Source organism: Pseudarthrobacter sp. MDT3-1 (assembly GCF_054510755.1).
In genome coordinates this window covers 50,671-77,353 of record NZ_JBTNDX010000016.1, presented here as the reverse complement: position 1 = coordinate 77,353, position 26,683 = coordinate 50,671, and the positions used below count along the sequence as shown (strand labels likewise).

The 26,683-nt window shown below is 65.2% G+C and carries 22 protein-coding genes, 1 pseudogene and 1 riboswitch; of the genes and pseudogenes, 14 read left to right on the top strand and 9 right to left on the bottom strand.

Going from position 1 to position 26,683, the window contains the following annotated elements; translation table 11 throughout:
• Window positions 1–40: 40 nt before the first annotated feature.
• The 6 genes from ACX80X_RS13725 to ACX80X_RS13700 form a co-directional block, all read right to left on the bottom strand.
• Window positions 41–661: a DUF305 domain-containing protein gene (locus ACX80X_RS13725; protein ID WP_252610557.1), complete on the bottom strand. Its 621-nt coding sequence runs from the start codon at window positions 659–661 to the stop codon at window positions 41–43.
• Between the two features lie 156 nt (window positions 662–817).
• Window positions 818–1,303 (bottom strand): hypothetical protein, encoded by a 486-nt coding sequence (locus tag ACX80X_RS13720; RefSeq protein ID WP_252599931.1) that lies wholly within the window; start codon window positions 1,301–1,303, stop codon window positions 818–820.
• 77 nt (window positions 1,304–1,380) lie between these two features.
• A complete protein-coding gene (locus tag ACX80X_RS13715) occupies window positions 1,381–3,534 on the bottom strand; it encodes a heavy metal translocating P-type ATPase (RefSeq protein ID WP_459312346.1) in 2,154 nt (717 codons plus the stop codon).
• 70 nt (window positions 3,535–3,604) lie between these two features.
• On the bottom strand, window positions 3,605–3,919 hold the full coding sequence (locus ACX80X_RS13710; protein WP_459312344.1) for a heavy-metal-associated domain-containing protein: 315 nt from the start codon (window positions 3,917–3,919) through the stop codon (window positions 3,605–3,607).
• 201 nt (window positions 3,920–4,120) lie between these two features.
• Window positions 4,121–4,480, bottom strand: a complete 360-nt coding sequence (locus tag ACX80X_RS13705) for an ArsR/SmtB family transcription factor (protein ID WP_252599934.1) — start codon at window positions 4,478–4,480, stop codon at window positions 4,121–4,123.
• Window positions 4,481–4,484: 4 nt separating this feature from the next.
• Window positions 4,485–5,714, bottom strand: a complete 1,230-nt coding sequence (locus tag ACX80X_RS13700; RefSeq protein WP_459312342.1) for an MFS transporter — start codon at window positions 5,712–5,714, stop codon at window positions 4,485–4,487.
• Window positions 5,715–5,941: 227 nt separating this feature from the next.
• Between ACX80X_RS13700 and ACX80X_RS13695 the strand changes: the two genes are divergently transcribed.
• The 7 genes from ACX80X_RS13695 (at window position 5,942) to ACX80X_RS13665 (ending at window position 12,198) form a co-directional block, all read left to right on the top strand.
• The gene (locus ACX80X_RS13695; RefSeq protein ID WP_252599936.1) at window positions 5,942–7,348 is read left to right on the top strand and encodes a DUF6421 family protein; all 1,407 of its coding nucleotides are present in this window, start codon (window positions 5,942–5,944) and stop codon (window positions 7,346–7,348) included.
• Window positions 7,345–8,076: an SDR family NAD(P)-dependent oxidoreductase gene (locus tag ACX80X_RS13690; protein ID WP_459312340.1), complete on the top strand. Its 732-nt coding sequence runs from the start codon at window positions 7,345–7,347 to the stop codon at window positions 8,074–8,076. The genes ACX80X_RS13695 and ACX80X_RS13690 overlap by 4 nt, the downstream gene beginning before the upstream one ends.
• Window positions 8,077–8,352: 276 nt before the next feature.
• Entirely contained in the window at window positions 8,353–9,144 is a 792-nt protein-coding gene (locus ACX80X_RS13685) for an ABC transporter substrate-binding protein (protein ID WP_252599937.1), read from the top strand.
• A complete protein-coding gene (locus ACX80X_RS13680) occupies window positions 9,141–10,106 on the top strand; it encodes an amino acid ABC transporter permease (RefSeq protein WP_374209942.1) in 966 nt (321 codons plus the stop codon). The genes ACX80X_RS13685 and ACX80X_RS13680 overlap by 4 nt, the downstream gene beginning before the upstream one ends.
• 17 nt (window positions 10,107–10,123) lie before the next feature.
• Entirely contained in the window at window positions 10,124–10,891 is a 768-nt protein-coding gene (locus ACX80X_RS13675) for an amino acid ABC transporter ATP-binding protein (RefSeq protein WP_252599950.1), read from the top strand.
• 124 nt (window positions 10,892–11,015) lie between these two features.
• Window positions 11,016–11,447 (top strand): hypothetical protein, encoded by a 432-nt coding sequence (locus tag ACX80X_RS13670; protein WP_252599938.1) that lies wholly within the window; start codon window positions 11,016–11,018, stop codon window positions 11,445–11,447.
• Window positions 11,448–11,529: 82 nt separating this feature from the next.
• Window positions 11,530–12,198: a DsbA family protein gene (locus tag ACX80X_RS13665; protein ID WP_252599939.1), complete on the top strand. Its 669-nt coding sequence runs from the start codon at window positions 11,530–11,532 to the stop codon at window positions 12,196–12,198.
• Between the two features lie 43 nt (window positions 12,199–12,241).
• Here ACX80X_RS13665 and ACX80X_RS13660 read toward each other — a convergent pair whose 3' ends face one another.
• Window positions 12,242–13,549: a helix-turn-helix domain-containing protein gene (locus ACX80X_RS13660; RefSeq protein WP_252599940.1), complete on the bottom strand. Its 1,308-nt coding sequence runs from the start codon at window positions 13,547–13,549 to the stop codon at window positions 12,242–12,244.
• A 177-nt stretch (window positions 13,550–13,726) separates the two neighbouring features.
• Between ACX80X_RS13660 and ACX80X_RS13655 the strand changes: the two genes are divergently transcribed.
• Window positions 13,727–15,517 (top strand): NAD(P)/FAD-dependent oxidoreductase, encoded by a 1,791-nt coding sequence (locus tag ACX80X_RS13655; RefSeq protein WP_252599941.1) that lies wholly within the window; start codon window positions 13,727–13,729, stop codon window positions 15,515–15,517.
• A 99-nt stretch (window positions 15,518–15,616) separates the two neighbouring features.
• Here ACX80X_RS13655 and ACX80X_RS13650 read toward each other — a convergent pair whose 3' ends face one another.
• Together ACX80X_RS13650 and ACX80X_RS13645 are read right to left on the bottom strand one after the other, a co-directional pair.
• The gene (locus ACX80X_RS13650; protein ID WP_252599942.1) at window positions 15,617–16,702 is read right to left on the bottom strand and encodes an AAA family ATPase; all 1,086 of its coding nucleotides are present in this window, start codon (window positions 16,700–16,702) and stop codon (window positions 15,617–15,619) included.
• 101 nt (window positions 16,703–16,803) lie between these two features.
• Window positions 16,804–17,749: pseudogene (locus tag ACX80X_RS13645) on the bottom strand (helicase domain-containing protein); the annotation flags it as partial.
• Window positions 17,750–17,909: 160 nt separating this feature from the next.
• A riboswitch (glycine riboswitch) is annotated at window positions 17,910–18,007 on the top strand.
• Between the two features lie 159 nt (window positions 18,008–18,166).
• Here ACX80X_RS13645 and gcvP point away from each other — a divergent pair.
• The 6 genes from gcvP (at window position 18,167) to lipA (ending at window position 26,664) form a co-directional block, all read left to right on the top strand.
• Complete coding sequence (gene gcvP / locus ACX80X_RS13640) at window positions 18,167–21,019, top strand: aminomethyl-transferring glycine dehydrogenase (protein ID WP_459312336.1); 2,853 nt, start codon at window positions 18,167–18,169, stop codon at window positions 21,017–21,019.
• Window positions 21,020–21,041: 22 nt separating this feature from the next.
• Window positions 21,042–22,154, top strand: coding sequence for a glycine cleavage system aminomethyltransferase GcvT (gene gcvT, locus ACX80X_RS13635; RefSeq protein ID WP_459312334.1), 1,113 nt, complete (start codon window positions 21,042–21,044; stop codon window positions 22,152–22,154).
• A gap of 214 nt (window positions 22,155–22,368) precedes the next feature.
• Entirely contained in the window at window positions 22,369–22,752 is a 384-nt protein-coding gene (gene gcvH / locus ACX80X_RS13630) for a glycine cleavage system protein GcvH (RefSeq protein WP_252598640.1), read from the top strand.
• Entirely contained in the window at window positions 22,749–24,074 is a 1,326-nt protein-coding gene (gene glyA / locus ACX80X_RS13625) for a serine hydroxymethyltransferase (protein ID WP_308216152.1), read from the top strand. The genes gcvH and glyA overlap by 4 nt, the downstream gene beginning before the upstream one ends.
• 168 nt (window positions 24,075–24,242) lie before the next feature.
• Window positions 24,243–25,640, top strand: a complete 1,398-nt coding sequence (locus ACX80X_RS13620) for an L-serine ammonia-lyase (RefSeq protein ID WP_252598639.1) — start codon at window positions 24,243–24,245, stop codon at window positions 25,638–25,640.
• Between the two features lie 13 nt (window positions 25,641–25,653).
• Window positions 25,654–26,664 (top strand): lipoyl synthase, encoded by a 1,011-nt coding sequence (gene lipA / locus ACX80X_RS13615; protein ID WP_058931452.1) that lies wholly within the window; start codon window positions 25,654–25,656, stop codon window positions 26,662–26,664.
• The last annotated feature ends 19 nt before the right edge of the window (window positions 26,665–26,683 follow it).

Genomic DNA, 26,683 nt, shown 5'->3' with positions numbered 1-26,683 from the left:
GGCACCGGCCCGTGGCCGGGCCGGTGCCTGGGGGTGCTGGCTACAGGGTGGCCAGCAGGTCCTTCATTTCCTGGATTTCGGTTTCCTGGGCCGTCACGATGTCTTTGGCCAGCTGGACCGCTTCGGGGTTCTTTCCTTCGGCGCTTTCGGTCTTGGCCATCATGACAGCGCCTTCGTGGTGGGCGATCATCTGGGTCAGGAACAGCCTGGACGCCTCGGTGCCCTGGGCCGCACCGAGGGCGGTCATGTCCTCCTCGCCCATCATGCCGGACATGCTGTGCCCGCCAGCCATCGCAGACGGCACTTCCGTGGACTGGTTCCAGCTCTTAAGCCAGCTCGTCATTTTCTCGATTTCGGGCCCCTGGGCGGCTTTGATTCTGGTGGCCAGGGCGCTCACCGTCGCCGGGATGCCTTCCTTCTTCAGCATCAGGTCCGACATTTCCACGGCCTGGGCGTGGTGCGGGATCATCGTCTGGGCGAACACGGCGTCGGCTGCGTTGAAGTCGGCAGCTGCCGGGACAGAGCTGGAGGACATTCCGGAGCTGCCGTGGTTCATGCCCGGCACGCTGCCTCCGTCGGAACCGGCGGAACCGGTGGAGCAGCCGGCCAGGGCAATCGCCGTAGCGATGGTGAGGGCGGAAATGGTCAGGGTCTTTTTCATCAAAATCAGGGTCCTTCGAAGTCAGCCGGCGTCAGGCGCCGTTGCGGATGCGTGCGGTGGTGGGGCCGGGTTGGCCGGCCCCGGCGTATGCGGGGTGGCTGGGCAGCGTCAGTGGCTGCGCAGGGTGCGCCGGACAGGACGCGGCGCAGGGCAGTTTTACGTCCGGCTGATGCAGAGGTCGCCGGGGGAAGGACTGCCCGGTAGATAGGCATAGGTGGTAGTGGCCACGGCGGCACCGGTGACGTTGAAGGCCGGGAACGGCGTGCTGCCGGGCAGCGGTGCCGACAGGGAAGTGTTCGCCGGGGACAGGACGCAGGCAGCGTCCCCGGCGGCCATCGCCGGGCAGCTGCCGGGAGACGTGCAGGGCGACGCCGTCCCGGACACCGGTGCCGCCGGATCCAGCGGTGCCACCAGAGCGTCGGCAGTGGAGGACTGGGCTGCCGGGTGGCCCCCATGTACAGCATGGGAGCCTTGGATCTGCGTCAGGGTCATGTCCGTGCCGGCAGAGGCCGCCGTGGGCATGGTGTGGGCGCCGGACATAATGTGCATCCCGAAAATCCCGGCGATGACAGCGAGCAGCCCGGTCAGCAGCCCTGCACGCCGGAGGAGCGCCATGAAGGGGCCGGGTGCTGTTGCTGCCATGGCGTTCCTCCTGCTCGTGTGGGCGGGCCTTTTGGTTTAACCGTACCGGGTTGACCTTTGCCGGGTGGTTCGCTGGTTCAACGTACCTGCGCGGGATTCAGTTTCACGCGGCGCAGCAGCTGGGCGTTCAACGCCACCACGATGGTGGACACTGACATCAGCACAGCGCCGGCCGCGGGGGACAGCACCACCCCGGCGAAGGCCAGCACGCCCGCGGCCAACGGGACGGACAAGACGTTGTAGCCGGTGGCCCAGATCAGGTTCTGCCACATCTTCCGGTAGCTGGCCCGCGACAGGTCCACCATGGACAGCACCGCGCGGGGGTCATTGCCGGCCAGCACCACGCCGGCCGATTCCATCGCCACGTCCGTGCCGGCGCCGATCGCGATGCCGACTTCAGCCCTGGCCAGGGCCGGGGAGTCGTTGACGCCGTCGCCCACCATCGCCACTTTCAGCCCGCGGCCCTGGAGCTCGGCGACCTTTTTGTCCTTGTCCGCCGGGAGGACTTCGGCGAAGACTTCGTCAATGTGCAGCTCTTCGGCGACGGCCAGGGCCACCTGCCGGGCGTCACCGGTGATCATGGCAACCTTGATGCCCCGGTTCTGCAGAGCCGCCACTGCCTGCCGGGATTCCGGGCGGACGGCGTCTTCGAGGCTGACGGCTCCCAGGACACTGTTCCCGTCGATCACGTGCAGCACGGCGGCGCCGCGGTCCATCCACGTCCGGGTGGAGCGGGCCAGCGGTTCAGGCTCGACGGCGCCGAGCTCGCGCAGGAGCGCGGGTCCGCCGACGTGAACTGTCCGCCCGTCCACGGTGGCACGGACGCCCCGGCCGATGAGGGACGAGAAACCGGTGGCATCCTGGATGGTCAGGTTCCGATGGCGGGCGGCACGGACGATGGCCCGTGCTACGGGGTGTTCACTGTCGGATTCCACCGCAGCGGCCAGGGCCAGCAGGCGGTCTGTATCCCCGCCCGCAACGGCGGCGATGTCCTTCAGGTCCGGTTCGCCGGTGGTGAGGGTACCGGTCTTATCGAAGAGGACAACGTCGATGGTCCGCATCCGTTCCAGGGCCATCCGGTTCTTGATCAGCACCCCGGCGCGGGCGGCCTGTTCCGTGGAGATGGCGATGACCAGCGGGATGGCAAGGCCCAGAGCATGGGGGCAGGCGATCACCAGGACGGTCACGGTGCGGGTGACTGCCTCCGGGACGCTGCCCAGCAGGGTCCAGACGATGAAGGTAATGATGCCCGCGCCGGCGGCGAAGTAAAACAGGAACCCCGCGGCCCGGTCGGCCAGCGCCTGCGCCTTGGACGAGGAAGCCTGCGCCTCGGCGACCAGCCGCTGGATGCCGGCCAGCGCGGTGTTCTCGCCGACGGCGGTCACGCGGACCCGGACGGTGTTATCCGTGGCGACGGTCCCGGCCACCACTTTGTCTCCTGGAGCGCGGGGCACGGTTTTGGATTCGCCGGTGATCATGGACTCGTCGAACTCGGCCTGGCCTTCGACGACGGTTCCGTCGGCCGGCATGCGGGCACCGGAGCGGACCAGGACAATGTCGCCTTCGCGGAGTTCGGACACGGGCACGGTCTCCGTGCCGGAGCCGGTGATGCGGTCGGCCTCATCCGGAAGTAAGGCCGCGAGGGCGTCCAGGGCGCCCTGCGCCGACCCAAGGGCCCGCATTTCGATCCAGTGGCCCAGCAGCATGATCGCGACCAGCAGCGCCAGTTCCCACCAGAAGTCCAGGTCGAACCCGCCGATGCCCAGGCTAGTGACCCAGGACGCGGCAAACGCGACGGTGATGGCCATGGCGATCAGCAGCATCATCCCCGGGCTCCGGGTCTTCAGTTCCTGCAGTCCGCCTTTGAGGAACGGCTGGCCTCCGTAGAGGAAAATCACCGTTCCCAGCACGGCCGGGATCCACGTTGAGCCGGGGAATTTCAGGGGCTCATAGCCCAGGAGGTGGCCGACCATCGGGCTGAAGTACACCACGGGCACGGACAGGACCAGGGTGAGCCAGAACCTGTTCTTGAACATGGCGGTACTGTGCCCGGCGTGCTGCCCGTGGCTGTGGACCGCGTGGTCGTCGTCGTGAGCACCATGCTGCTCGTGGGCGTGGCCGGCGTGATCTACGGGCGGGCTTGCCACCGCCGTTGCCTGGCCCGGTACGGGGTTCGGGGGCTGGTGGCCGGCGTGGTCTTTCCCGCCGTGGTGATCGTGGTGGTTTTCCATTGGTGCCCTCCTGTTGGGGGGAGTGTTCCCTGACGGCGTCAGCAGGACTGTCATCAGGGCGGGAGGTGGACTACCTGCTGCTGAGGCTGTACCCGGCGGCGGTGACGGCGTCCCGGACGGAGGTTTCCGTGTGGGGCCCGGAGACGCTTAGGCGCGAGGTCCCGCCGGCGACGAGTTCGACGGCGGCTGATGTCACGCCGTCGAGCGCGGTGACTGCCTTTTCAACGGTCTGGACACAGTGACCGCACGTCAGGCCGGTGACGGTGTACTCCGTACCTTCTGCCTGGGGTGACAGCTGCTTCGCTGAAGGGGTGGAGCAGCAACTGCACCCTGCAGTTTCAGCTGCAACGATGGGCAGTTCGGTCCGGACCGGGGATGCACTCATATCAGTTCTGTCCTTTTGCAAGAGAGGTGTGATGAGGTGCTGGGGTTGAACGGCTGTAAGGGCCGGAATTGCAAGGGCCTGGACAAACCACTTCACTGGCAACACCCAAAGAATACCCCCATGGGGTATATCTTGCAATGTGCCGACGCCCACAGCACCGGGGGAGCGGGCGGCCGAGCGCTCGCCTTACCGCCAGGACAGTCAGCCGTGGCTGGGTTCCCCGGTGACGGTGTGATCGGCGTGGTTCAGGCCTTCCAGGACAAGTCGGGCCAGATGGCCGTCCGCGATGCTGTAGACCACCCTGCGACTGACCTTCTGCGTGCTGACGAGGCCGCTGAAGCGGAGCTTGGCCAGATGCTGGCTGACTGAGGTCCGGGAGGCTCCGGTGCGTTCCACCAGGGTGGTGACGTCGGCCGGTTCCTGGGTCAGGAGCCAGAGAATGTGCAGGCGGGTGGGATCGGAGAGCATCCGGAACGTGGCCGTGGCGGCATCCAGTCGGCGGGCATCAGGGAGCCGGGGATGGTGAAGGCTCGGTGTGGTGACGACTTGGGCCTCTTCCACCGGATCACCCTTTCATGATGGCCGGTTCTGGGCCGGTCCTGGAGGCAGCCGGCCAGAATTTCACGGCCGCTGCTGTACTGATCATAGCCACCACTGCCAGGACGGCGGCGGCTGCGGGCTGGCCGGCGGACGCGCCGATCCAGCCGGCTACCGGGTAGGTGATGATGAAGCACGCGTGGGAGAGGGAGAACTGGGCGGTGAAGATGTAGGCCCGCGTGCTTTCCGTTGCGGAGCGGCGCAGTAACCGGGCCGAAGGGGTGCTGATCATCGAGTTCCCGGCGCCGAGTGCCGCCCAGAGCCCCAGCAGCATCAGCCACGGACCGGCCGTCGCCAGCAGGACAAACGTGCCGGCGAGGCCAAGGCCAAGAAGCGCAGCTCCGGACATCATCAACGAACGGTCGGCCAACCGGTCCAGCGCCCAGGGTGCGCTGAGCGCGACGGCCATCGAACCGGCGCCGTAACAGGCCAGGGCAATGGCGACGTCGGCGTTGGATCCTGCGAACAGGTCCCGGGTATAGACCACCGTGTTGACCAGCACGAGGGATGTAGCGGCCGCCACGGCCAGGTTCAAAGCCAGGAGGCCGCGCAGTTCCGGCGTTCTCGCGAAGATCCTCGCGCCGAGGGTGGTGCGGTGCCAGAGTGATCCTTCCTGACGGGCCGCCGGTGCTGCAGGCAGTCTGGTGGTCACCACCAATGCCGCAGAGAACACAAAGCCCGCCACGGTGCCGAGAAAAAGTTCGTGGAATGTAAGTACGGACAGGAGTCCTGCGGCCAGGGCCGGGCTGACCAGGGATTCCAGGTCATACGCGAGACGGGAAAGTGACAAGGCCCGCGTGTACTGCCGTTCATCGGGCAGCACCACGGGGATCAGGGACTGGAAAGCCGGCGTGAACGTAGCCGAGGCACTCTGAAGGACAAATATCAGCACATAGATTTGCCAGGCCTGATCCACCGCGGGCAGCATCAGGGCGATTCCGCCACGGATCAGGTCCGCTGCAACCAGGACCGGCTTTTTTGGCAGCTTTTCCACCAGTGCCGCCATGACTGGCGCGACGAAGACGTAGGCCAGCATCTTTATGGTCAGCGCTGTCCCGAGCACGGCCCCGGCCTGCGCTCCTGCAAGGTCGAACGCCAGCAGTCCGAGGGCCACAGTCAGCAAACCGGTCCCCAGCAACGCAACAATCTGGGCTGAGAAGAGCTTCCGGTAGGCGCGGACGGCCAGAACTTCGATCATAAGGATCCCTCAATCAATATGTGCGTACCTATGCACCTATTGTAGACGGCTAAACCCCAGTACCGTACAGGGCCAACCTTGAACGGGTGCACAGGAAACTCTTGGTCACCAGCTCTATTTCCCGAATCTAGACTAAGACTTGCTTACTGTGCCCCTGTTTTTAGATAAAGATGTCTTTCTGTTCACTAGTGTTACGCGGGTCACAGAGAAGGAAGGACGCCGTAGCAATGACTGCAACACAAGCACAAAACGTATCCCGCTCCTCAACAGGGACCCTGCTTGCCTCAAACTCGTCCTGGACCGAGCTGAAACGGGCCGCCGGAGAACTGCAGCAGATCCAGGTGAAGGACGGCTCGATACCTGATCCGGGGGACCATGACCGCGCCCTGTACGAGGTCGCCACGATCACCGCTTCAATCAGGGATTTGGCCCCTTCGTTCCCGCACGATGCGGAGTATCTGGCCCGGCTCGAAGTTGACTTCGAGCGGTGGGCTGCCTCCTCGTTCGGGGTCCCGGACTTCCTGGATTCTCTGCTCGCATTCCAGCCACAGCAGCACCGAATCGACGGACTGCCGCATCTGGTGGTCTTCCCTATGTATACGCAGAACGGCAGCCCGAACCGCTTCGTGGAGGCCGTGCTGTTCGAAGTAGTGTGGCCGGAGTTCATCGCTGAACTCGAAGGTGCAGAGTATTCGAACCAGCTTTTCGTACCCATTCGCTTCATCGACTTCACACCAGGCTATGACACGAACTCGGCGGTGTTGTTTCCTGAGAGCGTAGCCGTCCGTGAAACGCCGCAGTTCACCTGGGGTGGTATTTTCGCGGATCGCGAGGCTGAGCGGTTCCGGAGGGTGGTGGCCGCAGCCAGCGACATCACGTCCCTCACTCTCCCCGACGGAGCGCGGCGGCTGCTTGAAGACCCTCAGCTGGCCATGGAAACCTTCGTGATGTGGGATCTGATCCATGACAGGACGCACATGCGCGGGGATCTGCCGTTTGATCCGTTCATGATCAAGCAGAGGATGCCGTACTTTCTCTACACCCTGGAAGAGCTGCGGTGCGATCTGACGGCATTCCGTGAATCCGTCCGTATCGAGAGGGATGAGAACGCGCCGCCGGAGGCGCGAAACCACGCGAAACTCGTCCAGTATGCCGTAATCTTCGACCGGATTTTCCGGTTCGCGATGACAGGAAACCGGGTCCGCAATTACGACGGCCTTGGCGGTCAGCTCCTTTTCGCCTGGATGCACCAGCACAACGTGCTTCATTGGACGGACTCGAAACTGTCCATCGACTGGTCGGAAGCGCCAGAAGTAGTTATCGAACTCGGGAAGCGGATCGAGGAGCTCTACTGGCGTTCAATTGACCGCCCGAAAACCGCTCACTGGCTTGCGGCCTATGAATTCATCAGCGCCACAGTCACCCCGAACCCCGCATCCCACTGGGCCAAGGGGCCCCAGGCGCTGGCCCTTGACGGCCCTCCTCGGGGCCTGACCGACCAGGTGCTTGATGACGAGTTCCCACTTTCAATGTTCTACGAAGCACTGGAGAAAAAGATGAGAAACGTCATCGAATCCACGGCCGGAATCACCGGCGAGCCCAACGGCGGCAACAGCCGCAAGGACGCGGCATGATGGCTCCCGACGGACCCAGGACGGTCATGGTGGCCGGCTCCACCAGCGAGGCCGGGACCGCCGTCGTATCGGCCCTCAGCGGCGCCGGATTCCGCGTCGCCGCCGTGGACCTGGACACTGAGCGCGTGCAAAACCTCGCACAGTCCTGGCCCAACGTCACCGGCTACACCTGCAACCTCGCAGAACCCGCGGCCGTCCGGGAACTGGCGTCCTCGGTCCGCCGGGACCTTGGACCCCTCGATGGCCTGATCCACTTGGTGGGCGGCTGGCGCGGCGGCGACGGCATACCTGGGCAGGAGGACTCCGACTGGGACTTTCTGCACACCAGCGTCCTGACGACACTGCGAAACACCAGCCGCGCCTTCTACGACGACCTTGAAAAGTCCCCGGCGGGCCGGCTGGCCATCGTGTCTGCCCAGGCAGCTGCCAATCCCTCAGCAGGTGGTGCCGCCTACGCAGCGATCAAGGCCGCTTCCGAGGCCTGGACGCTGGCGGTGGCCGACGGCTTCCGCAGCTCACAATCCGGCAGCACGAACCACCGGCAACCGCAGCGGTCAGCTGCCGTCGTGTTCGTGGTCAAGGCCCTCGTCGACGACAAGATGAAGGCTTCCCAGCCCGACCGGAAATTCCCGGGATTCACCCATGTGAAGGATCTCGGAGCCGCTTCGGCCGCCCTGTTCAGCAGGTCCGCCGCCGAACTCAACGGTTCCCGCCTATCCCTGGTCTGATCTTTCACCTATGTCCCGACCGGCAAGCAGGTAGGGAGATCGACCAAGCGCCAGTACCGGCGCGCCCGCACGCCGACCTGCGTGCAGGCAGTCAGAAAACAATCCCATTCATGGGCCACACCAACCAAGAGGTAAACAATGTCGTTTTCTCCGTCCAAGAGGACAAAGGCACTGGCGAGTCTCGCCATCGGCCTTCTTGCTCTGACCGGTTGCACCAATGCATCACAGACCTCGGGGGGAGCTGCCCCGGGTTCCACTGGCTTTGATCCCGCCTCTGTGGCCAGGGACGATGCCCTCGCCGCGAGCGTACCTGAGGCCATCAGGAGCAAGGGCACCCTCACGGTGGGTGCCGACACAACGTACGCACCTGCCGAATCCCTGGGCGGCGCCGATGGCCAGACCCCGGTGGGCTACAACGTGGATTTCGCCAAGGCCATCGGTGCGACCCTCGGCCTGAAGGTCAAGGTCCAGACGTCGGAATTCACGGGAATCCTGCCCGCTCTCGGTGCCAAGTACGATCTGGGAATCTCCTCCTTCACAATCAACGCGGAGCGTCTGAAGGCCGTCAACATGGTCAGCTACTTCAATGCCGGCACGTTGTGGGCCGTCCAGAAGGGCAACCCGAAGAATTTCAGCGTCGATGACATCTGCGGCAAAACCGTAGGGGTGCAGACCGGCACCACCCAGGAGGACCCCGACGTCTCCGGCCGGTCCAAGGCATGCACGGATGCCGGAAAACCGGGCGTCAACGTCGTCACTTTGAAAACGCAGACAGATGTGACCACCCGTCTGGTGAACGGCAGCATCGACGCCATGGCCGCCGATTCCCCCATCATCGGCTATGCCCTCTCGCAGACCGGCGGCAAGCTGGAGCCCCTGGGCGATGTTTACGCTGCGGCACCGCAAGGTATCGCGGTCGCCAAGAGCGACACCGCCCTGTCCGAGCTCATGAAAAACGTCATGAACAAACTCATCAGCGACGGGACCTACGGGAAAATCCTGGACACCTGGAGCAACACCACGGGCGCCGTCACGAAGTCTGAAGTGAACCCGGCGGTAGGGAATTGAGCAGCCTCGCACCCACCGATACCAGCGACCGCAGGACCATTGCCGCGCACCGGAAACCGGAACTGATCGACGCCGTTCCGGTCCGCCATCCCGGCCGCTGGGCCGGCGCCGTCCTCATCCTGCTGTTCGCCGCGCTGCTGGGCCAGAGCCTGGTCACCAATACCAATTTCCGCTGGGACATCGTCGGCACCTATTTCATGGACGTGCTCGTCATCCAGGGCATCGGCTGGACGTTGCTGCTGACAGTCCTCTCGATGGCGATCGCCATCTTGCTGGCCATTCTCCTGGCCTTCATGCGCCAGTCGGACAATCCCCTGTTCCGCGGCGTGAGCTGGACCTGGGTCTGGTTCTTCCGCGGCACACCGGTCTACACCCAGCTGGTGTTCTGGGGCCTCATCTCCGTTCTTTATCCCAAGATCGCCCTGGGGATTCCGTTCGGACCGGAACTGTTCAGCTTCAGCACCCAGGACGTAATCACCGCCTTCATGGCAGCAATCCTGGGACTGGGGTTGAACGAGTCAGCCTATCTGGCCGAAATTTTCCGCGCCGGCCTGAAGTCCGTCGACTCCGGCCAGATGGAAGCCGCCGAGGCCCTGGGGATGCGCAAGTCCAAAATCATGTGGCGGATCATTCTGCCCCAGGCCATGCGCGTCATCGTGCCACCCACCGGCAATGAGACCATCGGGATGCTCAAGACCACCTCGCTGGTGCTCGCGGTGCCGTTCACCCTGGACCTGACATTCGCAACCAACGGCATCGCCAACCGCAGCTACCTGCCCATTCCGTTGCTGATCGTGGCCGCCCTCTGGTACCTGGTGATCACCAGCATCCTGATGGTGGGCCAGTACTACGTTGAGCGCCACTTCGGAAAGGGCGTGGACAACATCGTCCCTGCCCCGGTCAAGCCGACCCCTGCGGCCGCCGCAGCCAAAGCACCCAAAATAAAGGATGAGCTACCGTGACCATCACCAACGACCTCATGACGAAGGAGGCCCTCGTCCGGATTGACGGGGTCCACAAGTACTTCGGAGAGCACCATGTGCTCCGCGGGATCGACATGACGGTCCGGCAGGGCGAGGTTTCCGTCCTGATCGGCCCGTCCGGGTCCGGGAAGTCCACGTTGCTGCGCTGCATCAACATGCTGGAAACCATCAGCGCCGGCCGGATCCACGTCCGCGAAGAAATGATCGGCTACCGCGAGAACCGCGGCCGCCTGCATGACCTGACCATCAAAGAGATCGCCGCCCAGCGTCGGGAGATCGGCATGGTCTTCCAGCGCTTCAACCTCTTCCCGCACCGTACGGCGCTACAGAACATTATCGAGGCGCCCACCCAAGTCAAGCGGCAATCCAAGGTGAAGGCCAGATCACGCGCGATGGAACTTCTGGACCGTGTCGGTCTCGGAAACCACGCCAACCACTATCCCGCGCAGCTCTCCGGTGGCCAGCAGCAGCGCGTGGCCATCGCCCGTGCATTGGCGATGGAGCCTGAACTGATGCTCTTCGACGAGCCGACCTCGGCCCTGGACCCGGAACTCGTGGGCGAAGTGCTCAACGTGATGAAAGACCTGGCCAAGTCCGGCATGACTATGATCGTGGTCACCCACGAGATCGGCTTCGCGCGCGAGGTCGGAGACACCCTGACCTTCATGGACGGCGGCATCGTCGTCGAAAGCGGCAAGCCGCGCGACGTCATCGCCAATCCGCAGCAGGCCCGCACCCAGGAGTTCCTCTCCAAAGTTCTCTGACGGCTCAACCCAGGCGGTCCGGGCGTGATGTCCGAAGCGGATCATGCCCGGACCGGCATTGGTGCCTACGGTGAAGGATGATGTTGGTCTAGATTCGTGGAATGGGAACAGTTGGAGTGACGCAGTGACGAACCCCGGAGCGGACAACCAGGAGGAGGATCTGCTCGCGTTGACCATGAGCGTGGAGGACTGGCTGTTCATCGACGGGACCATTGACAACACCGTCGCCATTGCTGCCGTGGACGGCGCCGAGACCGTCGTCGGGCAGGGCCACGCGATCCGCGCGGCGGGCTGGGCGGCAACCCGCGCCCACCCGCGGAATAAGGACGGCTGGGGCGGCTGGCCGCCCACCGATGACGAGATTACCGTTGCGCTGCCGCCACCGGCGTGGCGGTTCGTCGTTGACGAGTTGTACAGGTGGGAGCGTGTGATGGCCGACGACGGCGCGGACGTGGGTGCCGTCAGCCCGGACGCGGGGAAGCCTGGGACGCGCGGCTTTGCGGTTGCGCACCGGCTGGTGGAGCGCCTCAGCGATGCGTCGCGCGAACCGGAGTAGCCGCAGGTCAAAACCGTCGGTGCGGTGGCGCTCTGGCTATGATTGAGGTACTGGGTTCTAAGCTGAGGGGGAACACTGGCCGATGAGTGCCGTCACTGTCGCGCGCAACGTCCGCGTCGCTATCTGGACCATTCTGGCGGTCCTCGTGGCTGTGGGTCTGATCTGGTTCGCCGTGTTTACCGCGAACAAACCCGCCACGCCCGTGCCCCCGGCGGCCGCTGATTCCCCGGTGGTGAGGGAAGACAGCCACCGGCTCACCAGCCCACCGGCCGAGAAAGCCCAGCTGGTTGAGTTTCTGGACTTCGAGTGCGAGGCCTGCCGCGCCGCCGAGCCTTTGGTGACGGAGCTGAAGGAGGACTACGGGGACCGGATCACGTTCGTCCTCCGCTACTTCCCCCTGCCCGGACACCCGAACTCCGGCACGGCAGCGCTCGCTGTCGAAGCCGCCGCGCGTCAGGGCCACTACGAACCGATGGTCACGAAGCTTTTCGCGACCCAGCCCGAGTGGGGCGAAAAGCAGGACTCCCAGGCCGCCCTCTTCCGGACCTACGCGGAAGGCCTCGGCCTCGACATGGCCCGGTTCGATCAGGATGTTGCCGCCGAGGACACCAAGGAACGGATCCGCCGGGACATCGCGGACGGAAAAGCCCTCGGTGTTACCGGCACCCCGACGTTCTTCCTGAACGGCGAAAAACTCGTCCTCAACACCGAAGCCCAGTTCCGGCAGTTGCTCGACGACGCCGTCCGGTAGCGGCTGTGGTTAGTGCCGTGCAACATCGGGGGCGGCGCCAAACTTAAGCCCGCAACTCCCGATCAATCCGGTCCATTCGGGCCCGCACCAACTGGAAACGCGCGTCCTCAGGACCGGTCAATCGTGCCAACGCGGAAGCGGCGGCGATGTCGCACGAGCCCATATCGCTGGCGCACCAGCGTGAGATCAGGTCGGCATCTCCGCTGGAACGGACCGAGGCCGCAACAGCCTCATTCAATTCGTCACGCATGAGCTCAACGGCCAGGTTATTCGAGCGGTTGAGCAGGCGGGCCGGGTACGCCGCCAACGCTTCGCCGAGGCGGCCGGCCCGCAAGTACCCGGCCACAGCGTCGGCGTCGGACACCACAGTCACGCCAGCGGCAAAACGGTACGGATTGGGCTCCACCACGGCACCCAACACCGCACGGATCCGGTGCATTTCCGTCCGAATTGTCGCGGCCGCTCCGTCCTCGCCGTGCAGCTGGTAGGCCAGCTCTTCGGCGCTCCAGCCCTGTGTTCGCGAGGCCAGCAACGCCAGTATTTCGGCTCGGCGCAGCGTGATCGGAACGCCACGGCCGCCGTCGAGCTCTGCTGTCGGCTTGTCGCCGAGCAGCCGCAGGAACAGCGTAGAGGCGGTGCCGGGACGGGAAAGTCCGACGGCGGCACGCGGACTCAGTTCCGCCGTCGGGCCTGCGGACCTCAACAGCTCCTCGGCCAGCCGCACGCCGCAACGCACCATCCGCAGGCTGTCCGGCGTCACGGTGTCGATCGGCCCCGAAACATCCAGCACGCCGACGATCTCCCCGCTGAAAGGGTCGCGGATCGGGGCGGCGGTGCAGGCCCAGTCGTGGTGGGTCCGCACCAGGTGCTCGGCCGAAAACAACTGGGCCGGGCCCCCGGTAATAAGCGCCTCGCTGATGGCATTGGTGCCGATGCCGGACTCGGACCAGTCGGCACCTTCCACAAACTCCAGTGAGTCGGCCTGCCGCAACGCTGACCCGCTGCCGACCCGCCACAGCACCTCGCCCAGATGGTCAGTGACGATCAGCAGGTGGCGGCCCGCGGCGGACTCATCGGCGAGCATCTGGGACAACGCCGGAACCACGGATGCCAGGCGGTGTCCGGCGCCCAAAGAACGGGCTTCAGAAACGTCATGCAGATGCACCGGACTGTGCTGCTCGGGGTTGATTCCCAGAGCCAGGGAGCGGCGCCACGACTCAAGCAATGACGGCGAAAACGCAGGATCCGGCGAGCCGGCCAGCGTGGCATCCTGCGCGCTGCGGAGCGTCCTGGCGTACTCCAGGGGAGAGGAGAAACGGAGCCCGGGATCAGGCGCCAACGCGTGCTGCATGCGTCTACTCCCAACTCGCCGTCGAATCGATCTGCCCGAAGACCCCGCAGGAAAGGGGGGAGGCCCGTGTAACCCGATTGTAACCCCCCGCGACATTTACTTGTGATGCGAGTCACCACCCGGTCGGCTGTTATGGAACCGGGCAATGACTCATCGTCAGCAATGGAAAGAGGAGACATGCCTGAGACCGCAAATGGCATAGCCGAGGCTTGGCTGGCGCAGTTCGACGACGCGCTGCGCAGCCACAACACCGAGGCAGCACTGGAATTGTTCGAGGACGAATCGTATTGGCGCGACTTCGTATCCTTCACCTGGAATCTCAAAACGCTCGAGGGCAAGGACCAGATCAGGAGCATGCTGGACGCCACCTTGGAGGACATTCAGCCGTCCAACTGGACCCTGGCCGAGGACGCCACCGGGGACGCTGCCGGTACAGAGGCCTGGGTCAACTTCGAGACCTCGCAGGCCCGCGGCTACGCTCATCTGCGCCTGCGCAACGGCAAGTGCTGGACCCTGCTTACCACCATGCAGGAGCTGAAGGGCTTCGAGGAAAAGAAGGGCGCCAATCGTGAGAAGGGCGTGGCCCACCACATCAGCAAGGGCCGCAAGTCCTGGCTGGAACTGAAGGAGGAGCAGGAAGCCAGGCTCGGCTACGAGGACCAGCCCTACACCGTGATCATCGGCGGCGGGCAGGGCGGGATCGGCCTCGGCGCCCGGCTGCGCCGGCTCGGCGTGCCCACCCTCATCATTGAGAAGAACGAAAAGCCCGGCGACTCCTGGCGCAACCGCTACAAGTCCCTGCACCTGCACGACCCCGTCTGGTACGACCACCTGCCGTACCTGAAGTTCCCGGAAGACTGGCCTGTGTTCGCGGCCAAGGACAAGATCGGCGACTGGCTGGAGCATTACACCCGCATCATGGAGCTGAACTACTGGTCCAGCACCGAATGCACCAACGCCCGCTACGACGAGGACGCTCAAGAATGGGTCGTCCAGGTCATCCGCGACGGCGCACCGGTCACCTTGCGTCCCAAACAGCTCGTCTTCGCCTTGGGCGTCTCCGGTTACCCCAACGTGCCAGCGTTCGACGGCGCCGAGAGCTTCCTGGGGGAGCAGTACCACTCCTCCAAGCACCCCGGTGGCGGCGACTGGACGGGCAAGAAGGCCGTGGTGATCGGGTCAAACAACTCGGCCCACGACATCTGCGCCGACCTCTGGGAGCACGGCGCCGACGTCACCATGATCCAGCGCTCGTCCACCCACATTGCCCGCAGTGAGTCCCTCATGGACCTGGCCCTCGGCGACCTCTACTCGGAGAAGGCGCTGGCCAACGGCGTCACCACGGAGAAGGCCGACCTCCTGTTCGCCTCGCTGCCGTACCGGATCCTCCCGGAGGCCCAGATCCCGGTCTATCAGGAGATGGCAAAGCGGGACGCCGGTTTCTACACCCAGCTCGAGGCTGCGGGTTTCGAGCTGGACTTCGGAGTGGACGGTTCGGGGCTGTTCCTGAAGTACCTGCGGCGTGGCTCCGGCTACTACATCGACGTCGGCGCCTCCCAGCTGATCATCGACGGCCGCGTGAAACTCGCCAACGGCCAGGTCAGCAAGATCACCGGCAACGCCGTGGTCATGGACAACGGCACCGAGCTGGAAGCCGACGTGATCATCTACGCCACCGGCTACGGTTCGATGAACGGCTGGCTCGCTGACCTTGTCTCACCCGAGGTGGCTGACAGGGTGGGCAAGTGCTGGGGTTTCGGCTCCGAAACGCCCAAGGACCCTGGCCCCTGGGAGGGCGAGCTGCGGAACATGTGGAAGCCCACCAACGTGGAGAACCTCTGGATCCATGGCGGCAACCTGCACCAGAGCCGGCACTATTCCAACTACCTGGCCCTGCAGCTCAAGGCCCGGCTGGAGGGGCTGCCCACACCGGTGTTTGAGCTCCAGGCATCGCACCACACCCGCTGATCACCACCCACCCGGGCGGGCGGCTGCGCCGACATGGCGCAGCCGTCTCTACGGCATCGAGATCAGGAGGATTCATCACGTGATAGGCCGTGGACGGCTCTACCCTCGAAGGTGTTGGCGCAGTCCGGGGATGGCAAAGTCGACCTTCCCGTAGCCGGCAGACTCGATCAGCCCGGCTGCGATGAGCCTGTTCCGGTACTTGGAGACCAGATTTGGTTTGGACTTGATGATGTTCCCGATCTGGGCAGCTGACGAAGGGCCATCCTGCTGGGCCATCGCATCGAGGAACTCGCGGTCCTTGTCAGAGATGTCCGAAAGTGCGGACTCGACAACAACCAGGGTGTTCCGTCGCAGCGCGGCCGCGATGGCGGCGCGGACGCCGCGCTGATCCAACGTCCAGCCCGACTTACCAGCCTCCATCCAGAGGTAATAGCCGACGAGCTGAATAAGGAACGGGTAGCCCTCTGTGGCCGCCGCCGCCTCGCTGATCAGCTCCGGGGAGACGCCGATGCCTCCTTCGCTGAAAAGTTCCTGGTAAGAGGCGGTGACTTCGGCGACGGCCGCTTCGTGCAGGTTGATCCTGTCGGCCCGCCGCAGGAAGGTGGCTACGCCTTCGTTAAGAAGATCAGACACGGCCGAGGGGAGGCCGGCGAAGATCAGGCCGATCGGCAGGCCGTCGCGAATGAAGTGTTGGACGTCGGCAGCCAACTGCGAGATTTCTGTCCGGTCGACGGCATGGATCTCGTCAATAGTGATGACTAAGCCCGTTCCCTTTGCGTCCAGCAGTCGCAGGAGTTCCTCGCCGGTCCGCCGCCAATCCGGAAAGCGTTCCTGCGGGAGTTGCGTGGTCAACCCGAACCCTGCGGCGGAGAAAGCCGTGATCTTCCGCGTCGGCGGACCGTCCCCGAACTCGTCTGCAAGTCGGAGCATGTCGTCGCCGATCTTTGCCAGGAATCCCGGATTGGCCGTTCGGGAGATCACGGCCCATCCGTGATCTCTGGCGATCGCCTCCGCGGCACCGAGCATTACGGTCTTGCCAATGCCCCGGGATCCCGTAATGATCGTGAGTAGCCCCGGAGCACCCGATCCCTGTTGCAAGCCGTATTCGAATTCGTCCAGCAGCCCGGCTCTGCCGATTAGGTCCGGAGGGGTGGCTCCGGCAGTGGGTTTGAAAGGATTCTGCACAGACGCCTCCGGGTGAAACTAGGTGAAAGTGGTGAAAGTGGTGAAAGTGGTGAAACTTCGACCAGCCTAGCAGTCCGGGCTAATCGCCTGCTGGGCCGACATCAGGGGCTTGTGAGGATGACGAGCTGCCGGGTCGCCCGGGTCATCGCGACATAGCGGTCTACCGCTCCTTCGATGCCCGGACCGAAGCCCTCCGGGTCCACGAGGACCACCAGGTCGAACTCGAGCCCCTTCACCAGTTCCGGGGACAGCCACCTGGCGCGGGACGTCGCCAGGAACGGGCCGTGTCCCGCGTCAGTGGTGCTGATGACGCAGGCGGTCCCGTCGTCGTGCTCGGCGAGCCAGGTGTCGAGGATCGAGCCCAGCTGCAGTGTGGATCCGTGGACGACGGGAAGGCCGCTGCTCCGGATCGAGGTGGGCACGTTGGCGTCCGGGACGACGGCCCGGATGACCGGCTCGGCTTCTGCCATGACCTCTTCCGGCGTCCGGTAGTTGATGCTGAGGCTCGCCAGGTTCACGTTCGTCAATCCGACCCGTTCGAGCCGTTCCAGCCACGACTCGGCAAACCCGTGCCTGGCCTGGGCGCGGTCCCCCACGACGGTGAAGCTCCGGGACGGGCAGCGGAGCATCAACCACCCGGTCCATCAGCTCACACTCAGCGGCCAGGGCGGCGTCCTGCCGGCGCTTGCGGCGTGACGCCTCGGGGTCGCCGAGCCGTTGCCGGGCCGCGTCCAGGAGCGGCAGGTCGGACGTGGTCCAGGCGTGCGGGTCCTGGCGCTGCAGCTTCTGCACCTCGTCGGGACTGAGCCAGGGGGCGCACAGGCGCAGGTAGGCGGGCACCCGCCAGAGGTCCCCCACAAGCGCGCTGTAGTTGAGCGGCGGCCATGCCCTGCTGAACGCTTCGACCAATTCCGCGTTCCGCGCCAGCGCCCTGCGCAGCACGCCTTCGGGGAGGTCGCCGCCGTCGTGCTTGTCCTCCATGATGGTGAGCAGCTCCTCCCAGACCTCGTCGCGCGCCTCATTGTGCGGAGTGCCGGGATGACCCGATTTCCCATCGATTGCTCCGTAGGGGCCCTTAAGGGCTCCCAAAAGGGCCTTTACGGAGCAACCGATGGTGATGTGACGCCGTCGCCGGCGGAAATCTTGCACGCCGCCCGAAATCGGGCTAACCTGTGAGACGTGTCACTGACGAAGTGGCACATGCTTTTGATCTGCGGCGGGAGAGTCCTGCCGGTACGTTCAGCAGGCGCCGTAGGAGCAAATCCTCTCCGGGAATCTCTCAGGCCCACGTACCGCCGCGGTTAGGCAACTCTGGAAAGTAGTCCGGCAACGGGCTCACCGACGGTGCAAGCGTCACCCTGTAAAAGCAGGTGGCGCGGAAACTCTCAGGTCCAATACAGAGCGGGGAGGAACCCGAATCAATGTGGCGTACCCAGCGCGCCACCTGAATTATGGAGTTCCTTCATGACCATCCAGTCGTCCCCTTCCACCTTTGCCGATCGTCATATTGGTGCGCGCCGCCAGGCCGATATTGACGCCATGCTCAAGGCCGTTGGCTATGACAGCGTTGACGGCCTCGTGGACGTTGCCGTCCCCGACTCCATCCGCCAGGCCAAGCCGCTGGCCCTTAAGGACGCCCTCAGTGAGGTTGAGGTCCTTGCGGAGCTGCGGAAGCTCGCGGCGAAGAACAAGACGGCTGTCCAGATGATCGGCCAGGGTTACTACGACACGGTCACGCCTGCGGTGATCCGGCGGAACATCCTGGAGGCCCCGGCCTGGTACACCGCGTACACGCCGTACCAGCCGGAGATTTCGCAGGGCCGCCTGGAGGCGCTGCTGAACTTCCAGACCATGGTCCAGGACCTGGTGGGCCTGCCGATCGCGAACGCGTCGCTGCTGGATGAAGCCACCGCCGTGGCCGAGGCTGTGCTGATGATGCGCCGGGCGAACAAGAACAAGGAGGCCCGGGACGGCAAGACGGTCCTGGATGCCGATTGCCTGCCGCAGACCATCGCGATTGTGAAGGGCCGCGCCGAAGCCCTGGGCTTTGAGGTGGAGGTCGCTGACCTGTCCAAGGGCCTGCCCGACGGCGTTATCAACGGGATTGTGCTGCAGCAGCCGGGCGTCTCGGGCCGGGTCTTCAACCACGCCGACGTGATCGCTGCAGCCAAGGAGCGCGGCGCCCTCGTCACGGTCGCTGCCGACCTGTTGGCGCTGACGCTGATCACGCCTCCGGGGGAGCAGGGCGCGGACATCGCCGTCGGCTCGACCCAGCGTTTTGGTGTGCCGTTGTTCTTCGGCGGACCGCACGCGGCCTACATGGCGGTGGCGAAGGGCCTGGAGCGGTCCATGCCGGGCCGCCTCGTCGGAGTCTCCAAGGACGACGCCGGGACCCCCGCCTACCGTCTGGCGCTGCAGACCCGGGAGCAGCACATCCGCCGTGAGAAGGCCACGTCCAACATCTGCACCGCGCAGGCACTGCTGGCCATCGTTTCCTCGTTCTACGCCGTCTACCACGGCCCCGACGGTCTCAAGGCAATCGCCGAGCAGGTCCACCACAACGCCCGCACCCTGGCGACCACGCTGAAGGTCGCCGGCCGCGAACTGGTCACCGAGACCTTTTTCGACACAGTCACGGTCCGCGTCCCGGGCAAGGCCGGCAAGGTCATCGCCGCCGCCGAAGCACGTGGCATCAACCTGCGCCACATCGACGAGGACACCATCGGCGTCTCCGCTGATGAAACTACGACGACGGATGTCCTCTCCGCGATCGCCGTCGCCTTCGGTGCCGGTCCGGTTGTGGACGCGAAGGGCTTTGAACTGCCCGAATCGGTGCTCCGCACTTCCGAGTACCTGCAGCACCCCGTGTTTAACACGCACCGTTCCGAGACCCAGCTGCTGCGCTACATCCGCCGGCTGAGTGACCGCGACCTGGCCCTGGACCGCACCATGATCCCGCTGGGTTCCTGCACGATGAAGCTGAACGCCACGGCAGAGATGGAGGCCATTTCCTGGCCGGAGTTCGCCTCGATCCACCCGTTCGCCCCGGATTCCCAGACCGTGGGCTGGCGCGAACTCATCGGCGGGCTGGAAGCTGACCTCGCGGAAATCACCGGGTACGACCAGGTGTCCCTGCAGCCGAATGCCGGGTCCCAGGGTGAGCTCGCGGGCCTGCTGGCCATCCGCGGCTACCACCTATCCCGCGGCGATGCCCAGCGCACGGTCTGCCTGATCCCGGCCTCGGCCCACGGCACCAACGCCGCCTCCGCTGTCCTGGCCGGCATGAAGGTTGTCGTTGTGGCAACGGCGCCTGACGGCAGCATCGATCACGCGGACCTGAATGCCAAGATCGAGGCCAACAAGGACGTCCTCTCGGCGATCATGATCACCTACCCCTCCACCCACGGCGTCTACGACGCCGACGTCACCGAAATCTGCGACGCCGTGCACGCTGCCGGCGGCCAGGTCTACGTCGACGGCGCCAACCTCAACGCCCTTGTCGGCCTGGCACAGCCGGGCAAGTTCGGCGGCGACGTCTCGCACCTGAACCTGCACAAGACCTTCTGCATCCCGCACGGCGGCGGCGGCCCCGGCGTTGGCCCGGTCGCAGCCAAGGCGCACCTGGCACCGTTTATGCCCGGTGACGCCAACAAGGCAGCGCACGAAGCCGGCCACGGCGTGGCCATCAGCGCATCCAACTACGGCTCCGCCGGCGTCCTGCCCATCTCCTGGGCCTACGTGAAGCTGATGGGTGCCGAGGGCCTGACCGAGGCCACGAAGTCGGCGCTGCTGGCGGCGAACTATGTTGCGGCCCGCCTGAATGAGTACTTCCCGGTTCTCTACACCGGCGAGGGTGGGCTGGTGGCGCACGAGTGCATCCTGGACCTGCGCGACCTGACGGCCAGGACCGGCGTCACCGCGGAGGACGTGGCCAAGCGCCTGATCGATTATGGCTTCCACGCCCCCACCCTCGCGTTCCCGGTGGCGGGCACGCTGATGGTGGAGCCCACCGAGTCCGAGGACCTTGTGGAGATCGACCGGTTCATCGACGCGATGATCACCATCCGCAAGGAAATCGACCAGGTGGCCAACGGCGACTTCACTGTCGAGAACAGCCCGCTGCGCCACGCACCCCACACCGCGTCCGCCGTCGTATCTTCCGACTGGGCCCGCGAGTACCCGCGTGAGCAGGCCGCCTTCCCGGTCCACCACCTCAAGCAGGACAAGTACTTCCCGCCCGTCGGCCGCATCGACGGCGCAGCCGGGGACCGCAACCTGATCTGCTCCTGCCCGCCCATCGAAGAATTCGCGAACTAGTCTCGTATGAAAGGCTTTCACAATGACTGAGAACTACACCGCTCTCTACGAAGAGCACAAGAAACTCGGCGCTTCCTTCACCGATTTCGGTGGCTGGCAGATGCCCCTGAAGTACAGCTCCGAGCTGGCCGAGCACCACGCTGTGCGCAAGGCTGCCGGCCTGTTCGACCTCTCCCACATGGGCGAAGTCTGGGTCTCCGGCCTGGAAGCCGGCGCGTTCCTGGACTACGCACTGGTGGGCAAACTCTCCGCCATCGCGGACGGGAAGGCCAGGTACTCGCTCATCTGCAACGCCGACGGCGGCATCATCGATGACCTCATCGTCTACCGTTTCGGCGACGAGAAATACCTCGTGGTCCCCAACGCGGGCAACGCCCCCACCGTCGCCGTCGCCCTGGCCGAACGCGCCACGGCGTTCAACGTGAAGGTGGAGGACGCCTCCGCCATCACGTCGCTGATCGCGGTCCAGGGTCCCAAGGCAGAGGCCATCCTGCTCAAGCTGACCGCTGAGGCCCAGCACCCGCTCGTCACAGACCTGAAGTACTACGCGTTCAACGAACTCACCGTGGCCGGCCACAACGTCATCCTGGCCCGCACCGGTTACACCGGCGAGGACGGCTTCGAGCTCTTTGTAGCGAACGACGGCGCCGCCTCCCTGTGGGCATCCGTCGCCGAAGCGGGGGCCGAGTTCGGCATCGTCCCGTGCGGCCTCGCCTCCCGCGATTCGCTCCGCCTCGAAGCGGGCATGCCGCTGTACGGCAACGAGCTTTCCCTCGAAGGGTCACCGTTCGACGCCGGCCTGGGTGGCGTTGTGGCGCTCAAGAGCAAGGAAGGCGACTTCGTGGGCCGCGCCGCCCTGGAAGCCGCCAAGGAAGCCGGGTCAAAGCGTAAGCTGGTGGGCTTGAAAGGTCTCGGCCGTCGCGCCGGCCGCGGGCACTACCCGGTGCTCAAGGGCGGCGCAGAGGTTGGCGAAGTCACCTCCGGCCAGCCCAGCCCCACCCTCGGCTACCCGGTCGCGATGGCCTATGTCGACGTCGAGCACGCCGAGGTTGGCACCGCCCTGGACATCGACCTGCGCGGCAAGGCAGAGCCTTTCGAGGTTGTCGCCCTGCCGTTCTACAAGCGCCAAAAGTAAGCCAAGTCCGGAACCGGCAGGCCGGAGTTTTCACGCGTGCTGCTCCTTCGTCGCTCTGACGCACGCTTTCGAAAACCCCGTCCCGCCGGCCCCTCGGGGGGTCCGCGGTATCCGGCAGCATGCGTCAAAGCGAGGAACGAGCAGCATGCAGAGGATATCGGGGAACGCCCGGCCCAACTCGACCACCCACAGATTTCGAACGTAAGGAACACACATGGCTAAGGTTGCCGCTGAACTGAAGTACTCCGCTGAGCACGAGTGGATCGCCTTTGATGGCTCTGGTCCGTCCGTTGTTGGCGTGTCCGCTGTTGCCGCTGAGGCGCTGGGCGACATCGTCTACGTGGACCTGCCCGAGGTTGGCTCCACAGTGACCGCGGGGGAGACCTGCGGCGAGATCGAGTCCACCAAGTCCGTCTCTGACCTGTACTCCCCGGTGACGGGCGAGGTCACGGAAATCAACGAAGACGCCATCGGCGATCCTGCACTGATCAACTCCGATCCGTACGGTGCCGGCTGGCTGTTCAAGGTGACCGTCGAGTCCGAGGGCCCGCTGCTGTCCGCCCAGGAATACGCCGAAGTAAACGGTGGCGAACTGTGAGCCCCGCTGCAGCAGGCACCGCAGTTTTTGAGCAGGTAGTTTCCGCGAGCCTGGACACCGACCTGTCGGTGCTGGACCCCGAGATCGCCGTCAAGATCGACGACGAACTGCGCCGCCAGCGCAATGGCCTGGAAATGATCGCCTCCGAGAACCACACGGCCGTTGCCGTGATGCAGGCGCAGGGCTCGGTCCTGACCAACAAGTACGCCGAGGGCTACCCGGGCAAGCGCTACTACGGTGGCTGCGAGCACGTGGACGTCATCGAGCAGCTGGCCATCGACCGCGTCAAGGCCCTGTTCGGTGCCGAGTTCGCCAACGTGCAGCCGCACTCCGGCGCCCAGGCCAACGCCTCGGTCATGCACGCGCTGATCAAGCCGGGCGATACCATCATGGGCCTGAACCTGGCCCACGGCGGCCACCTGACCCACGGCATGAAGATCAACTTCTCCGGCAAGCTATACAACGTGGTCCCGTACCAGGTCCGCGAAGACACCCACACCATTGACATGGCCGAGGTGGAGCGCCTGGCGCTGGAGCACAAGCCGCAGCTGATTGTCGCCGGCTGGTCGGCCTACGCCCGCCAGCTGGACTTCGCCGAGTTCCGCCGGATCGCCGATCTGGTGGGTGCCTTCCTGATGGTGGACATGGCGCACTTCGCCGGTCTGGTGGCGGCTGGCCTGCACCCGAGCCCCGTGCCGCACGCCCACGTCACCACGTCCACCACGCACAAGACCCTCGCCGGTCCGCGCGGCGGCATCATCCTCTCCAACGACGCCGCGATCGCCAAGAAGATCAACTCGGCTGTCTTCCCCGGACAGCAGGGCGGCCCGCTGGAGCACGTCATCGCCGGCAAGGCCGTGGCCTTCAAGATCGCAGCAACGCCGGAGTTCAAGGAACGCCAGGAGCGCGTCCTCGCCGGCGCCAGCATCCTGGCCGACCGCCTGGTCCAGCCGGACGTCACCGCCAAGGGCATCAACGTGATCTCCGGCGGCACCGACGTCCACCTGGTCCTGGTTGACCTGCGCAACTGCGAATTGGACGGCCAGCAGGCCGAGGACCGCCTCGCCGCGATTGACATCACCGTCAACCGCAACGCCGTACCGTTCGACCCGCGCCCTCCGATGGTCACCTCCGGCCTCCGGATCGGCACCCCCGCGCTGGCCACCCGTGGTTTCGGCGAGGCAGCTTTCCGTGAAGTTGCGGACATCATCGCCGAGGCATTGATTGCCGACGCCGACGCGGACCTTTCCGGCCTGCGTCACCGGGTAGAGGCACTCGCCGCCGCCCACCCGCTGTACCCGTCTGTCGCAAACCTCAGCTGAGGTGCCGGGGCCGGCGGACCGGAGTTTTCACGCGTGCTGCTCCTTCGTCGCTCTGACGCACGCTTTCGAAAACCCCCGCCCGCCGGCCCCTACAGGGAGTTCGGTCTTCCTGCGGCTTACGCAGGATGCCCGGCTCGTCATTAGTAATTTTTTAGTTAGGAAGTCATCATGGCCGTTGGAGTCTTTGATTTGTTCTCCGTCGGGATCGGGCCGTCGAGCTCTCACACGGTGGGGCCGATGCGCGCTGCCGCCGTGTTTGCCGAGGAGCTCAAGGGCTCCGGCAGCCTGGACGGGGTGGCGGGGCTGCGGGTGGACCTGTACGGGTCGCTGGCGGCAACCGGCCATGGCCACGGCACCATGACGGCCATCCTCCTGGGCCTGGAGGGTTTCCACCCCGAGAAGATCCTGCCGGCCGAGGTGGAGGAGCGGCTCGCCGCCATCGCCGAAACCGGTACCCTCCAGCTCGCTGGTTCCGTTCCCCTGCCGTACGGGGTCAAGGACATGGTCCTGCGGCCGCTCACTGTCTTGCCGCGGCACACCAACGGCATGACCTTCACGGTCACTGACGAGGCAGGCGAAGTCCTCCACAAGGCAACGTTCTTCTCCGTCGGCGGCGGCTTCATTGTCCGCGAAGGCGAAGAGGACGCGGCCCTGAAGGAACTGGACGAGTCCAAGAAGGAACTGCCGCTGCCGTTCCGCACCGCCGCGGAGTTGCTGGGCCGGTGCCAGTCCAAGGGCCTGTCCATCGGCGACATCATGTTCGTCAACGAACGTGCGTCCCGGTCCGAGGCGGAAATCCGCGAAGGCCTGCTGCACATCTACTCCGTGATGGAGGAGTGTGTGGCAACCAGCCTCAAGCGTGAGGGGCTGCTGCCCGGGGGACTGAAGGTCCGCCGTCGTGCTCCGGACTGGCATGAGCGGCTCGAAAAGGAGGACAAGGACCGGGACGCGAAGTACTGGCAGGAATGGGTGAACCTCATCGCCCTGGCAGTGAACGAGGAGAACGCGTCCGGCGGCCGGGTTGTCACGGCGCCCACCAACGGTGCTGCGGGGATCATCCCGGCAGTCCTGTACTACGCGCTGCATTTCGCGCCCGGCATGGACAAGGCCACGCAGCAAGACCGCGACGACGTTGTGGTCAAGTTCCTGCTCACGGCCGGTGCCATCGGGGTGCTGTACAAGGAGCAGGCGTCCATTTCGGGTGCCGAGGTGGGCTGCCAGGGCGAGGTGGGATCGGCGTCGTCCATGGCGGCTGGTGCACTCGCTGAGGTGATGGGCGGGACGCCCCAGCAGGTGGAGAACGCGGCGGAGATCGCGATGGAACACAACCTGGGCCTGACGTGCGATCCGATCGGCGGGCTGGTCCAGGTGCCGTGCATCGAACGGAACGCGATTGCGGCGGCGAAGGCCATCAACGCAGCAAAGATGGCCCTGTGGGGGGACGGTACGCACCGGGTGTCCCTGGACGAGGTGATCGTGACCATGCGCGAGACCGGCAGGGACATGAGCTCCAAGTACAAGGAAACAGCCATGGGCGGCCTCGCCGTCAACGTAGTGGAATGCTAAGGGAAGAGAACTGATGACACTGGCACCAGAAGGCCGGAAGCTGCTGCGCGTTGAGCAGCGCAACTCTGCAGTACCTGTGGAGCGGAAGCCGGAGTGGATCAAGGCGAAGGTCCAGATGGGTCCGGAGTATGTCCAGCTCAAGAACCTGGTCAAGAAGGAAGGCCTGCACACGGTGTGTGAGGAGGCCGGCTGCCCGAACATTTTTGAGTGCTGGGAAGACAAGGAAGCCACGTTCCTGATCGGCGGGTCCGAATGCACCCGGCGCTGTGATTTCTGCCAGATCGACACGGGCAAGCCGTCCCCGGTGGACATGTTCGAGCCCACGAAGGTGGCCCGCTCGGTCCTGGCGATGCAGCTGCGCTACGCCACGGTCACCGGTGTGGCCCGTGATGACCTGGCCGATGAGGGCGTGTGGCTGTATGCCGAGACGGTCCGGAAGATCCACGAGCTGAACCCGGGCACCGGCGTCGAACTGCTGATCCCTGACTTCTCCGGCAAGCCCGAGCACATCGCGGCGATCTGCGATTCGAAGCCGGAGGTCTTCGCGCACAACGTCGAGACCGTGCCCCGGATTTTCAAGCGCATCCGGCCCGCGTTCCGGTACGACCGGTCCCTGGATGTCATCACCCAGGGCCGCAAGCTGGGGATGGTGACCAAGTCCAACCTGATCCTGGGTATGGGCGAGACCCGCGAGGAGATCTCAGAAGCCCTGCGGGACCTGCACGAGGCCGGGTGTGACCTGATCACCATCACCCAATACCTGCGCCCCTCCGAACGGCACCTGCCGGTGGACCGCTGGGTCAAGCCGCAGGAGTTCGTGGACCTCCAGGACGAGGCCAATGAGATCGGGTTCCTCGGGGTCATGTCCGGGCCGCTGGTCCGTTCCTCCTACCGGGCCGGCCGGCTCTGGGCCACCGCGATGCGCAAGAAGGGCTGGGAAATCCCCGCCGAACTCGCGCACATCGAGTCCTCCGGCAGCACCCGCCAGGAAGCCAGCTCACTGCTGGCCGCCCACGCCAGCTGACCGTTCCGGTATTCAGAGC

Coding starts and splice junctions, on each gene's coding strand:
- ACX80X_RS13720 (WP_252599931.1), bottom strand. CDS start 1,303: ATGGCAGCAACAGCACCCGGCCCCTTCATGGCGCTCCTCCGGCGTGCA.
- ACX80X_RS13620 (WP_252598639.1), top strand. CDS start 24,243: ATGGCCGTTGGAGTCTTTGATTTGTTCTCCGTCGGGATCGGGCCGTCG.
- gcvP (WP_459312336.1), top strand. CDS start 18,167: ATGACCATCCAGTCGTCCCCTTCCACCTTTGCCGATCGTCATATTGGT.
- ACX80X_RS13675 (WP_252599950.1), top strand. CDS start 10,124: ATGACGAAGGAGGCCCTCGTCCGGATTGACGGGGTCCACAAGTACTTC.
- ACX80X_RS13660 (WP_252599940.1), bottom strand. CDS start 13,549: ATGCAGCACGCGTTGGCGCCTGATCCCGGGCTCCGTTTCTCCTCTCCC.
- ACX80X_RS13695 (WP_252599936.1), top strand. CDS start 5,942: ATGACTGCAACACAAGCACAAAACGTATCCCGCTCCTCAACAGGGACC.
- ACX80X_RS13665 (WP_252599939.1), top strand. CDS start 11,530: ATGAGTGCCGTCACTGTCGCGCGCAACGTCCGCGTCGCTATCTGGACC.
- gcvH (WP_252598640.1), top strand. CDS start 22,369: ATGGCTAAGGTTGCCGCTGAACTGAAGTACTCCGCTGAGCACGAGTGG.
- ACX80X_RS13725 (WP_252610557.1), bottom strand. CDS start 661: ATGAAAAAGACCCTGACCATTTCCGCCCTCACCATCGCTACGGCGATT.
- ACX80X_RS13690 (WP_459312340.1), top strand. CDS start 7,345: ATGATGGCTCCCGACGGACCCAGGACGGTCATGGTGGCCGGCTCCACC.
- ACX80X_RS13655 (WP_252599941.1), top strand. CDS start 13,727: ATGCCTGAGACCGCAAATGGCATAGCCGAGGCTTGGCTGGCGCAGTTC.
- ACX80X_RS13700 (WP_459312342.1), bottom strand. CDS start 5,714: ATGATCGAAGTTCTGGCCGTCCGCGCCTACCGGAAGCTCTTCTCAGCC.
- ACX80X_RS13710 (WP_459312344.1), bottom strand. CDS start 3,919: ATGAGTGCATCCCCGGTCCGGACCGAACTGCCCATCGTTGCAGCTGAA.
- lipA (WP_058931452.1), top strand. CDS start 25,654: ATGACACTGGCACCAGAAGGCCGGAAGCTGCTGCGCGTTGAGCAGCGC.
- ACX80X_RS13715 (WP_459312346.1), bottom strand. CDS start 3,534: ATGGAAAACCACCACGATCACCACGGCGGGAAAGACCACGCCGGCCAC.
- gcvT (WP_459312334.1), top strand. CDS start 21,042: ATGACTGAGAACTACACCGCTCTCTACGAAGAGCACAAGAAACTCGGC.